The 10982-nt window shown below is 46.5% G+C and carries 8 protein-coding genes; all 8 read right to left on the minus strand.

What is annotated here, in order from left to right:
* Window positions 1-13: 13 nt before the first annotated feature.
* Window positions 14-1708, minus strand: coding sequence for an ABC transporter substrate-binding protein (locus tag ABEW32_RS23235; RefSeq protein WP_430192221.1), 1695 nt, complete (start codon window positions 1706-1708; stop codon window positions 14-16).
* A 69-nt stretch (window positions 1709-1777) separates the two neighbouring features.
* The gene (locus tag ABEW32_RS23240; RefSeq protein ID WP_430192223.1) at window positions 1778-2680 is read right to left on the minus strand and encodes a carbohydrate ABC transporter permease; all 903 of its coding nucleotides are present in this window, start codon (window positions 2678-2680) and stop codon (window positions 1778-1780) included.
* Between the two features lie 15 nt (window positions 2681-2695).
* Complete coding sequence (locus ABEW32_RS23245; RefSeq protein WP_430192225.1) at window positions 2696-3709, minus strand: ABC transporter permease; 1014 nt, start codon at window positions 3707-3709, stop codon at window positions 2696-2698.
* A 395-nt stretch (window positions 3710-4104) separates the two neighbouring features.
* On the minus strand, window positions 4105-4521 hold the full coding sequence (locus tag ABEW32_RS23250; protein ID WP_430192226.1) for a cupredoxin domain-containing protein: 417 nt from the start codon (window positions 4519-4521) through the stop codon (window positions 4105-4107).
* A gap of 147 nt (window positions 4522-4668) precedes the next feature.
* Window positions 4669-6462, minus strand: a complete 1794-nt coding sequence (gene cydC / locus ABEW32_RS23255; RefSeq protein WP_430192228.1) for a thiol reductant ABC exporter subunit CydC — start codon at window positions 6460-6462, stop codon at window positions 4669-4671.
* On the minus strand, window positions 6443-8203 hold the full coding sequence (gene cydD, locus ABEW32_RS23260) for a thiol reductant ABC exporter subunit CydD (protein ID WP_430192230.1): 1761 nt from the start codon (window positions 8201-8203) through the stop codon (window positions 6443-6445). Before cydD ends, cydC begins: the two co-directional genes overlap by 20 nt.
* Window positions 8203-9216 (minus strand): cytochrome d ubiquinol oxidase subunit II, encoded by a 1014-nt coding sequence (gene cydB / locus ABEW32_RS23265; RefSeq protein ID WP_430192232.1) that lies wholly within the window; start codon window positions 9214-9216, stop codon window positions 8203-8205. The genes cydD and cydB overlap by 1 nt, the downstream gene beginning before the upstream one ends.
* The gene (locus tag ABEW32_RS23270; protein WP_430192234.1) at window positions 9203-10609 is read right to left on the minus strand and encodes a cytochrome ubiquinol oxidase subunit I; all 1407 of its coding nucleotides are present in this window, start codon (window positions 10607-10609) and stop codon (window positions 9203-9205) included. Before ABEW32_RS23270 ends, cydB begins: the two co-directional genes overlap by 14 nt.
* Window positions 10610-10982: the final 373 nt, after the last annotated feature.

Here is a 10982-nt window from a genome sequence, read left to right on the forward strand (position 1 = left end):
ATACATTGACTTGCTATTTAGTAGCTTTACCACTCCATAGCTCCACTCTGTCCTTCACAAGTTGCGTGTATTGCTGTTCCATTTGGACAGCTCCGGCGGCATCCAGTTCTTTAATCATGTTGTCGTATACCGTATCAAAATTGGAAGTCGGTGCTAAAATAGCTTCCGGTATACGTTTGCGGATAATGTCTGTCGTCTTTTTGAATGTAACGTTATAGTTGGATTCATTGTCTGTCGTTATGTTATAGGCTGCGCCCCATGGCTTCACATCGAATTCTTCTTTTCCTGGAAACAGTTCCTTCCACGTTTTTACGCCATACGCTTTAAGTGATTCTTTCTCCGGCTTCGAATAAGCCGCGATAATTTGTTCCGGGAATTTGGCAGTGTAGTAGTTACCCGTAGGGTCCTTCACTCCGTCACCATAGTGTCCGCTCATTAATGTATACAAGTCTATTCCAGTGGATTTATTGAAGCTGGTTGTATTGTTCGTTTTTTGCTCCAATACGTCGGCAGGAATGACACGTTTGCCGTCTTTAATTTCATAGTGCTTACCTTCAATTCCCCAGTTCACCAGCACCTGTCCTTCATCGGAAGCTAGATAATCCAGGAATTTAATAGCCCGCACCGGGTCCTTGCAACTTTCCGTAATCCCTACACCATAACCGGACGCAAAGCCTGTATCCTGGAAGGAACGATCCTTGTACTCCTCTGAAAGTGTTACTGGAAAGTGCGCGTAGCTGGCATCAGCCTTGCCTGACGCTTTTAATGCATTTTCGGCATCCTGATAACCCCACTCCTGGTCGATTAGACCAAGGACACGGCCGCTGGCAATTTTGGATTTGTATTGATCGCTTTTTTGCACAAACGAATCTTTATCAAGCAGTCCTTCATTGTACATGTGGTTCAACCAACGGAAATATTCTTTTTCTTCCGGACGTTTGTAATGAAGCTTGGCTTCAAAAGTTTTGGGATCAATAAAATATTCACCATCATCTGGCGCTCCAGTCGTCTGGAAGGCAGGGTTCGTTACCGTAATCATAATTCTCCAGTCGTCTGCGTCCAGCGTGAGAGGAATCGTTTTTTTGCCGTTAATTGTCGGGTGCTTGGCGATGTAGGTTTTGAGTACGTTTTCAAAATCCTGTAATGTTCTCACCTTGGGATACCCCAGCTCCTTCAGCACCTTATGCTGAATTTCAAATCCTCCCGTCGCGTCAAAGCTCTCCTGTCCCACCCCTGCATACGTAGGAATAACGTAGATGGCTTGATCTTTATTGCTGTATTTCAGCCGATCCATATAGGGTCCGTATAGCTTTTTGAGATTGGGTGCGTGATCGTTGATCAGATCGGTCAGATCAATCATCGCCCCCGCATCCACAAGCTTGTTAATATTTGCTTTAGGAGAGACCAGGTCTGGGTATTCACCACTTGCTGCCATCAAAGCGATCCGGTCATCCCCACCTCCGCCGCTGACATCAAATTCCGCATTCAAGGTTACACCTGTTTTCTTGGTGATTTCCTTGCCTATGTCATCCTTCATTCCATTCCATTGCGGGCTTGTATCTGCTCCAAAGAAGCTAAATGTAATCGGATCTGTGCCGCTGGATGAGCTCTCCTTCGCTGTTTTATCACTTCCACCGCAACCTGCGAGTGCGGCAAGCGATACGGCGAGCAAGGGAATCAGTGCAAATCTGGTCCAGTGTTTTTTCATGTTCAAAACCTCCTGCATTCGTAAGATTTTACCGTTGTGAATGAACTGTTACGTGTTACGATTGGATTGCTATGATTTAACAGCTCCCAGTGTCATACCGCCTACAAAATACTTTTGCAGGAATGGATATACGAGCAAAATGGGAAGCGTAACGGTAATCGTGATTGCCATTTTAATCGATTCTGGCGAAATTTGGGCCATTTGCTTGGCCATATCGTTGCTATTCGCCATATTAGCGCCGCCTTGCTGCGTACTTTGCAGTATTTTCATCAGCTCAAATTGCAGTGTTGTCCATTGTGCGGCGGTCCCGTTGTACAAGTACGTATCAAACCATGCGTTCCATTGATTTACCGCCAAAAAAAGAGCGATTGTAGCCAGCACAGGCTTGCACAGCGGTAAAATAACCTTCAAATATATTGTAAAGTCATTGGCTCCATCCAGCTTGGCAGACTCCTGTAACGCATACGGCAATCCATCCATAAAGGAGCGAATGACAAAAACGTTAAACGCGCTGATCAGCCCAGGAAAAATATACACCCAGAACGTGCCCAGCAAATGCAAATCACGCATCAAAATAAACACAGGCACCATCCCACCGGAAAAATACATCGTCAACGCTAGAAACGTAGATATGAACTTGCGCGCGCGGAAATCGACCCGACTCAGTGTAAATGCAAGCATAGAAGCACAGATAAGTCCCAGCACCGTTCCAACCACAGTACGTAAAATCGATATCTGCAGACCCCGAAGAAGGCCATCATATTGGAAAATCGTCTTGTAATTTTCGAGTGTAAACTGACGAGGCCATATATAAATACCGCCACGCACCGTGTCCGTCGAGTTGTTCAGGGAAATCGCCAGTACGTTCAGAAACGGATACAGCGTCAACACCACGATCAGAGCCATGAGGATATAATTGAACAGGTCAAACAGCTTTTCAGACCGTGTAGCATTAAATGCCTTATTCGTCATTTCGCTTCTCCCTCCCTACATGATGCTTTCTTTGGTCAATTTTTTGAATATACCGTTCGCTGTAAACAACAACAGAATGCTAACCAGTGAGTTGAAAATACCTATCGCCGTCCCGTAAGAGAAGCGGCCCAAATTAATCCCGTAATTCAGTGCATACAAATCCAGTACTTCCGAATAATCCGTTACGAGACTATTGCCAAGCAAGAACTGCTTTTCAAAACCATTGCTGACCAGATGTCCAATCGCCATAATAAACAGAATAGCGATAGTCGAGCGAATACCTGGCAGTGTAATATGCCACATCTGTCTCCAGCGACTGGCCCCATCCACACGCGAAGCTTCGTACTGCTCTTGGTCAATTCCGGTGATGGCCGCTAAATAAATAATCGTATTCCAGCCCGTCTCTTTCCATATGTCGGAAGCGGTTACAATGTACCAAAACCAGTTGCCCTTGGCCATGAACTGAATCGGCTCATCCACAATATGAAGCGCTACCAGTATATCGTTAACAATCCCTCCGTCAATGGACAGCATTTTCGTAACCAGTCCGGCTACCACTACCCAGGATACAAAATGCGGAAGGTAGGATACTGTCTGCACAACTCGCTTGAACAGCATACCACGCAGCTCATTTAGCAGAATGGCAAAAAAGATCGGTACAACAAAACCAAAAACAATACCCATCAAGCTCATCGCCAGTGTATTGCGTAATACCAGATAAAAACGTTCATCCTGAAAAAGCTCAATAAAATTGTTTAGCCCTACCCACTTTTGATTCCAAAACGATTTGGCTGGCTTATAATTTTGAAATGCCATTGTCCAGCCCCACAGTGGAAAATAACTGAAAACAAACACCCATATGACAAAAGGAATGGACATAAAATAAAGATACTTCTGCTGCTTCATACTGTACCACAAGCCTTTTCCACCTCGTTCAGGCTTCGATCCGCGAACCTTGCGCGGTTTTCCCCGATTGGATTCAGGAATTACAGCATCAGTGCTGGAAGCGGTTTCAGTTGAAGATCCCATAACAAGCTCCTCCTCATCTCTAGATACTATTATCATACTTTGCTGACCCCAATGCGGGTACCCGACGAATTAGGAGAAAAATCAGTTCAAAATTAGATATATGGGGAGTGGATTAAGATTTATATTCGTGCCACTACACATGCGGATGGTGCTTCCCATCGCTGTTGCTTGTACAGCACCATTCCGCCTGTTCCGTTCTCATGTAATTTTTCTGAGGGAAGTAAAAAGCAAAAGATCAGCCAATGTAAGCCGATCACAGGTAAAGGATAAAGGATAATGCATATTGCACCATAGGTGGATGATGGTATATTACTGTCGCAATTTACCTAGTTGAAAGAAAAAAAGCCTTCTAGCATCAATGGGGTCAGTCCCATGTGCCAGAAGGCTTTTTTGATTTATTTTACCGTAATCGTCCCGTAGTACATATACATGCCACAATTATACTCATATACGCCCGGTTTCAAGTCCTTGACGGTAAAGTAATTATTTTCGTGATCCAGGTAAACGTCCATTCCGATCTTCAACGACTGTACTTCATCAATGCAAGTAAAGGATGTCATTTTCTTGAAATTGATCTTGGTTGGCACGCCAGCTTTTACTTCAATATTTTTAGGATAGAAACCGTCCCCTTTTACACCCACTGTAACCACCTCGTATGGGGTCTTGTCTGTCTCTTCCTGAGCTTGTTTAGGTTGAATGGCCGGAAACGACGAAACACTCCCCTGAAAATAAAACAAGACAAATCCACCCATGATCAGGGCTACAAAACCAATCAGCATCCAATGCCAATGTTTAGAGATGAGTGTTTTCATTCCTATCAGCCCCCTTCAGTTGAATGTCTACATGAGCATGTGACGCATCAACTCTAACCAGTATATAAAAGTTAATCGAAATTTTAAATACCCTGTTTCAAAGCTTCTAGCAGATAATCATATATCCGTACGGCAATCCTCACTATTTTATAGACCCGGATGATCGAGCTTATACAGATTGCGGTACCGGGTATGATCGCGCCACAACTCATCATGACTGCCTCGCATGGAAATGGTGCCCTGTTCCATAAAAATCACCTCGTCCATATGCTCCATTCCCGTGAGATGGTGAGTGATCCAGATCAGTGTTTTGCCTTCCAGCACGCGAAACATTGTCTGCATAAGTTCATGCTCCGTCAGCGGATCAAGCCCCACTGTCGGCTCATCCAGCAAAACAATCGGGTGATTTTGCAGTAAAATTCGCGCCAGTGCAATGCGCTGTCTTTCTCCACCCGAAAAGCGAAGACCCGTCTCCTGCATTCTAGTATCGTAACCCTCTGGTAAAGAATCAATCAAGGTTCCAAGCCCTACCTGCTCCGTCACTGCACGAACCTCATCCAGCGTGGCGTCGGGTCGTCCCAAACGAATATTATTCGCTACCGTTGTATCGAACAAATACGGTTGCTGGTTTAACACCGCAAACAGACTGGAGTATGCTCCATCTGTAAATACGGGTTTCCCTGCGACAGTAACGCTCCCTTCATCAGGCTGCACTGCTCCCTGAATCAAATTCAGTAGCGTAGACTTGCCCGCACCACTGCGGCCAAGCAATGCAACCTTGCCCCCCTGGGGTACGTGTAGGGAGATATTACGCACACTCCAATCCTGTGTTGCTGCATAACGGTAGCTTACGTTGTTCAGCAGCAGGTCTCCCCCATGACTTAATCGCTGAGCGGTGGCCTGCTCCTTGATCGTGTCCGCAGCATCGCCTACTGCTGATTGTCCTGCATCCGATCGTGCTGCAAGTGCAGATGTATTTTTCTCGGAACCCTTTAGCCGTCGAAGTGAATCCTGATACTCCGGCGCATGAACCACCGCTTCTCCGGCACGAACGAACGCATCCAGCAACGGAAAAGTTACTAAGGCAAAGGATGCCAGCCATGTGGCTTCAATGCGATTCTGCGCTACCAGTCCTCCAGCCCACACAGTCATAATCACAATTCCGCCGCCTACAAGGCATTGTGCGATCCAATGAGAACGCCACTCTTTCCGGCGAAGTGAATTTTCCACCATGGCAGCCCTCTTGTACTGTTGTGTAAAGGTGCTAAGGAAATGCCCAGTTCGTCCGCTCAACACCAGATCGCTCATGCCGAACAAAGCATCCGTCAGTTCCTGATAGGTTTTACTTCGTTCCTGCTTGAACGTACGCCGTTTGGCGAGTGAGGTCCAAAGCGAGATAGCTGGGGCGATAAAAAGCAAAAATCCCCCATACAGCGCCATCAGCAAGGCAAATGTCCCGTCCATCCAGCCAAGCGCCAAGATGCCTGCTCCATAAATCAGTAAAGCCGATAACGCAGGCAGGACTAGCTTCAGATAGATATTTTGGAGCTGCTCAATGTCCTCTGCCAGCAACCCTAATAGATCCCCTGTACGGAATTTGCTGCGAATCATCAGTGCTTGCGGTTCTACTGCCCGATATAGTCGTACCCGCATACGGGACACCAGGCGCAAGGCAGCATCATGGCCTACCAAGCGCTCCAGGTACTGAATGACGGCTTTACTAAAGCCAAATGTTCGCACAAGCACAATGGGCACATACACCATTAATATATTTTCAGGTTTTAAGGCCGAGCGGGTAATCAGATGACCGGACGTAAAGAGCAACGCCCCTGCACATCCAATAGACAGTGCGCCCAAAAGAGCAGCTGCCAGAAAGGCCCAAAAGTATTGTTTTAGATAAAGCAAAAACCAGCCTTGGCTGCTATCGCCCGTTGCTCTCATATCGTCCGTTCCCTCCTTCCGACATTCCCGTCAGCAATCGATAATATTCTCCCTTTTGTGCAACCAGCTGCTGATGGGAACCTACCTCTTCCAGGCGACCTTGATTCATCATCCAGACACAGTCCATATCCGGCATCCAATGCAGTCGATGGGTGGCAAGAAACATCCTCTTATGTTTCAATACGGACAAAATGGTCTGCTTTAATTCCCATTCTGTCTCAATATCCAAATGTGCCGTAGGCTCATCCAACAATATGATCGGACGGTTACTAAGCAAAGCCCGCGCCAGGGCAATCCGCTGTGCCTGCCCTCCGCTCAATGTCCGACCTGCTTCCCCAATAGGCTCATTCAATCCACTCGGAAGACCATCCACCAGTTCACGTAGGCCGACGGCATCAATCGCCCACTCAACCTGCTGGTTGGATGCTTCCGGTTCATAAAAGCGAATATTATCTGCCAAAGTAGCGCTAAACAAGTAAGGATGCTGTGGAATATAGGCAATATGCCGTTGCCATTCAGCTTTGGTATCCGCAGATAATCGGCATCCATTAAGGATCAGCTCGCCTGAAGTGGGGTCAGAAAAGCCGCCAAGCAGACTAAGCAATGTCGTTTTGCCTGCACCACTCGCTCCAACGATACCAATCATGTTCATGTGCGGTTCAACACTTGCAGACACATGCTCAAGTCGGGCGGAGCCATCTTCATTAAGAAGACACACATCGGACAGCTTGAGGATATCCTGCCCCGTGATGTCTAATCCTTTATCATTAGCTGTCTGTGCATTCGGCTCCAGCGCTTCATCCTCTGCACCGAGAATGGAGCGTATCGCTCCCCAAGCCTCTTTACCATCCAATGAGGCGTGATAGTCTGATCCCAACTGGCGTATAGGCATAAAATAGTCCGGTGCCAGAATAAGCACCGCAAGCGCTGCCTCCAGCCCCACTGAACCACTGATCAGGCGCAGACCCAAGCCTACCGCTACAAAAGCAACTGACAGCATACTGAAAAAATCAAGAGCAAATGAAGAAAGAAACGCTACTCGCAGCGTACGCATCGTGGCTGTACGATATTGGTCGCTGACCTTCCCTACGGTTTCCCCATGGGTCCGACTGCGCCCCAAAAACCTTAATGTCTGTAGCCCACGCAACGAATCCGTGAAATGGTGTGATAACAGACGATAGGAACGCCACTGCTTGTCTGCCTGCTTGCGCGCCGCCAAACCCAGCAAAATAAAGAAGCCCACCAGAATCGGCATCGTAGTCGTCAAAATCACACCTGAAATCATATCCAATGTGAAAACATACACAAGCACAAGTAAGGTTACAGCCATCATGTCTATTACACGAGGAATGGATATTTCCAAATAATTGCGAAATCGATCCACGCCATCCAGCGCGAGCGTCACCAACTTGCCGCTTCCTTCCCGCGCAGCAAAGCCCGGGCCCCGCTCGAACAAACGCGCAAGCAGACGCTCCCGTAAGGAAGCGCCTGCTGCTTCGGCAAAACGACCGGCTGTCCGGCGTTGCAGCCAGATCGTCGTATGCCTCACTGCAAAAGCCGCGAAAAACAACGCCAGCGATGGCCAAGCCATTACCAGCGGATTGTGTTCAAATAAAATCGTAACAGCCTTTGCCAAAAAGATGGCTTGTGCAATTACCGCTGCTCCCTGGAGCAGGGAAAGGGCGGCCAGCAGCAGCATTACTGGCCGAATGCCCTTTAATTCAAACCAGGCTTTATCCATTAGTATTCCAGATGATCCTTCTCACTGAGACGCTTATGGAAAACAAAATAGCTCCACGCCTGATAAGCCAACACAAAGGGTAAAAGCGTTGCTGCAACAATCGTCATATTTTTCAATGTGTAAGGACTGGAGCTTGCATTATATATCGTCAAATCAAAAGCACTGTTGATCGAGCTCACCATAAATCTCGGGAACAATCCAACGAATAACGAGACGAAGCTTAGCAAAATGATGGCACCTGTCATCCCGAAAGCCCATCCTTCGCGGCGCTGCTTCAGGAAATACCATGTTAGCACATAGGCGACAATCCCCACCGCAACCGCAGCATACATAAAGGCACCACGACGTATAAATAAATCCGTTGCAAAATAAGTCCATACCACCATGCCAGCAAGTAGAATTCCCAACACCGGAAGAAACCTCGACGCGATCACACGAGCACGATCTCTTACTTCACCAATCGTCCGCAGCGAAACGAACGTCAGCCCGTGCATGAGGCACATCCCGACCACTGTCAGTCCAACCCATACGGTGTATCCATTGAACACATCCAACAATCCAGCTTTCAAATTCATGTTTTGCTGAATAGGTACACCCTTCACTAAAGCGGCAAAGGCCATGCCAAATAGCATCGGCGGCAGGAAGCTGCCAATCAGAATACAAGCATCCCACGTTCCTGTCCACCCTTTCCCTTCGGCCTTGCCACGGAATTCAAAGGAGACTCCTCGCAAAATCAAACCTAGCAAAATAAACACAAATACCAGATAATATCCGCTGAACATCGTCGCATAAAAATGCGGGAAGGCGGCAAACATCGCACCTGCTGCTGTAATCAGCCACACTTCATTGGCATCCCAGAATGGACCAATCGTATTGATCATCAAACGTTTTTGTTGATCATTGCGCGGCACTAATCCAGTAGCCATTCCCACGCCAAAATCAAAGCCCTCTAGAAAAAAGAAGCCTGTAAACAGCACAGCGATTAATAAGAACCATAAATCATTTAATGTCAATGCTGCCACCCCCTTGAGCAAATGGATCATGAATTACCGTATGCTGATGCGGTTCAATATCTGGACCTTTACGAGCGGTGCGGGCAAACAAGAATGCCAGTACACCCGTTAAAATGAGATACAGCGACGTAAATGCAATCAGTGAGAACAATACTTCTCCTGCTACAACGGTAGGTGAAACGGAATCTTTTGTTTGCAGCAAACCAAATACAGTCCACGGCTGACGTCCCATTTCTGTCATGATCCAGCCCGCGGTATTGCCAATGAACGGGAGTGATATCCCCCACAGCATAAGACGGAAGAACCAACGATGAGAGCCCTCCAATTTTTGTCGAAAACTCAGATAAGCTCCGTACAGAGCAAGTGCAATCATGGCACATCCCGCTGCAATCATAATGCGGAAGCTCCAGAAGGTTGTACGGACTGGCGGAATATAATCACCCGGGCCGTAGGTTTTTTCATACTGTGCTTGAAGCTCCTTCATCCCAGGCACAGAGCCGGAAAACTTACTATATGATAGAAAGCTCAGTGCAAACGGAACCTTAATCTCAAAGGTATTTTCCTGCTTATCAGGATCAATATTTGCAATAACCGTCCAAGGCGCCGGGTCGCCGCTGTCTCCCCACAGAGCTTCACTGGCTGCCATCTTCATGGGCTGTGTTTTGATCAAATATTGAGCCTGTCCATGACCAAACAAAGGAATAGCAATGGCACAGATTAATGCAACAATAATGCTCAATTTAAAAGAAGGTTTAAAAAAGTCCATATTCTTTTTATGCATCAGCTTCCAAGCACTGATACCCGCTACGAGGAAAGCCCCGGTTGCAATGGCAGCAAAGATGGTGTGAGGATACTCCCACAAAAGCTGCTCGTTCGTTAACAAAGCAGCAAAATCCTGCATTTCTGCTCGTCCATTTACAACTCCATATCCTACGGGACGTTGCATGAATGAATTGGCAGCCAGAATCCACAAAGCCGAGAGCATCGTACCGATCGCTACCAACCACATGCAAACTAAATGGACAGTTTTAGATAATCTTTCCCAGCCGAATACCCATAGGCCGATAAAGGTTGATTCCAGGAAAAATGCGAGCAATGCTTCAATGGCTAGCGGTGTACCAAATACATCCCCGACAAAACGGGAAAAGTCCGACCAATTCATTCCGAACTGGAACTCCTGCAAAATCCCGGTGACTACGCCCAGCGCGAAGTTAATCAGCAGAAATGTTCCCCAGAATTGAGCCATTTTTTTGTACAAGTCTTTTTTCTTGATAACATACATAGTCTCCATAATTGCCACCAACAACGACAATCCAATGGAGATCGGCACATAAACAAAATGAAGAATTGTAGTGGTTGCAAACTGCAACCGTGCCAAATCCAATACGTCCATGATGCTGCTCCTCCCCTTTACTTCTCCTAACAACGATTTATGATATTTGTAATCTGAAGTCTTTTGTATTTGTGATTGTATTCACATTATTATATATGAAATCGTCACTCATTTAGGAAATGACTCACTCAGCTCAATTGCATGGTTGCCATAACTTGGCTTCAGATTATCCCCATTATATAGAATAAATTTAAATGAAATAGAATCAAAAATGTGAACATCGTGTCAAAGTTGTGTCATAATGATGTCTTTTCTATGAAAACACTCCAAATTCCATAATCAATGTGACATTTTCTATTGATCTGTCCTTTCTTCAACATATAAAAAAGAGCCTCTCTTCATTCAGAGGACATACCTCCGACATGTGCAAGAG

It is taken from the genome of Paenibacillus jamilae, assembly GCF_050482105.1.
GTDB lineage: Bacteria > Bacillota > Bacilli > Paenibacillales > Paenibacillaceae > Paenibacillus > Paenibacillus jamilae_B.

What these genes read in the sequence shown, in the direction of transcription:
- ABEW32_RS23250 (WP_430192226.1), bottom strand. Translation starts at nt 4,521, where the DNA reads ATGAAAACACTCATCTCTAAACATTGGCATTGGATGCTGATTGGTTTT.
- cydC (WP_430192228.1), bottom strand. Translation starts at nt 6,462, where the DNA reads ATGAGAGCAACGGGCGATAGCAGCCAAGGCTGGTTTTTGCTTTATCTA.
- ABEW32_RS23235 (WP_430192221.1), bottom strand. Translation starts at nt 1,708, where the DNA reads ATGAAAAAACACTGGACCAGATTTGCACTGATTCCCTTGCTCGCCGTA.
- ABEW32_RS23240 (WP_430192223.1), bottom strand. Translation starts at nt 2,680, where the DNA reads ATGACGAATAAGGCATTTAATGCTACACGGTCTGAAAAGCTGTTTGAC.
- ABEW32_RS23245 (WP_430192225.1), bottom strand. Translation starts at nt 3,709, where the DNA reads ATGGGATCTTCAACTGAAACCGCTTCCAGCACTGATGCTGTAATTCCT.
- cydD (WP_430192230.1), bottom strand. Translation starts at nt 8,203, where the DNA reads ATGGATAAAGCCTGGTTTGAATTAAAGGGCATTCGGCCAGTAATGCTG.
- ABEW32_RS23270 (WP_430192234.1), bottom strand. Translation starts at nt 10,609, where the DNA reads ATGGACGTATTGGATTTGGCACGGTTGCAGTTTGCAACCACTACAATT.